Consider the following 1,151-nt stretch of genomic DNA (forward strand, 5'->3'; position numbering starts at 1 on the left):
CTCAGGAGTTGCACCTTGCATAGCGCAGTGAATATCCGTGCTGGCCGAGGAATTCTGCGTTTTTACTGAAGATCCGGAGCAGCCGGTTCAAGTACACCTGTGGCAGTACCGTCACTAGAGCCAGCACGGCACACGCTTCCAGGGTCATGCCGGTTTTCCGGTGCAGGATCGCCAGCGTCCACGCGAGGAACACCAGCAGGACCCAACGGTCCAGTCCCACAGCAGTTCGCAGTGCGAACTGCGCCAGGCCAAACTGGTGTTTGCCCTCTTTGAAAAACGATTCCTCGTTCCACCGCTCCTTGCCCTCAGCGACCACCTCGTCGCCCACGATCAGCTCTGACGAGACCGCATGAAATGTCCGGTCTCCCCGGTCGACACGACCCAGCACCAGGGTGTCATGGGGCCAGTTCTTCAACTCGACGTACCCGCCATGCGGACAGTCGGCCACCGTGACGCCCCCAGGATGCATGGTCTGTCGGGTTGACCGGACGCCCACGACGAACTCGAACCCCAGGTGCCGAACCTCATCCAGGAAGACAGCGGATTCGAATCCGCTGTCGGCCAGCACACGGACGCGGAATCGCCGCCGGATGGCGTCCGGCACCGTGCGCAGCAGCTCTCGGGCCAGGGTCACCGGCGTCGCCGTTCCTTTGCCCTTGTACACCCGGTAGCCCACCGGGAACTTCACCGCGCCAAACTGGGCAAAGAGAACGACAAGGTGGATGCCGTGGACTTTGTTGTAGACGCGCACGAAGGGCAGTACGCTGCCCTTCTTTTCGATGCTGGTCAGGTCGACGCTCAGCCGTAGGAGGGGACGATGTTTTCGTCTGGCGGCCAGGTGCAGTGCATCCCACTGGGCACGGTGCAGGATCGTCCAGCCCTGGGCCGTATCCCAGGGGTATTCGTTCAGGAGACGACTCAGCGCACTCTTACTGACCAGTTCAGCTCGGTGGAGTGCGGTTTTTGTCGCGGTGTCCAGGAACATGAACAGCGCAGCCTGCAGGCTGCGCTGTTGGTAGGACGTGGTGGGGATGGCCAGGAACTCGTCTGCCAGAATGCGGACGCGCTCCCCCAGAATCTGTGACTTCGACACTCCCAGATTCTCTCGGCTGGGAGCGCTTTGGCGTCGTTATGCAGGTGCAACTCCTGAG

The 1,151-nt window shown here is 61.6% G+C and carries 1 protein-coding gene; it reads right to left on the bottom strand.

The features are described 5' to 3' along the window. Position 1 precedes the first annotated feature (1 nt). Positions 2-1,093, bottom strand: coding sequence for a transposase (locus IEY21_RS16635; RefSeq protein WP_188905456.1), 1,092 nt, complete (start codon positions 1,091-1,093; stop codon positions 2-4). Positions 1,094-1,151: the final 58 nt, after the last annotated feature.

This window comes from Deinococcus aerophilus, assembly GCF_014647075.1.
GTDB classification, from domain to species: domain Bacteria; phylum Deinococcota; class Deinococci; order Deinococcales; family Deinococcaceae; genus Deinococcus; species Deinococcus aerophilus.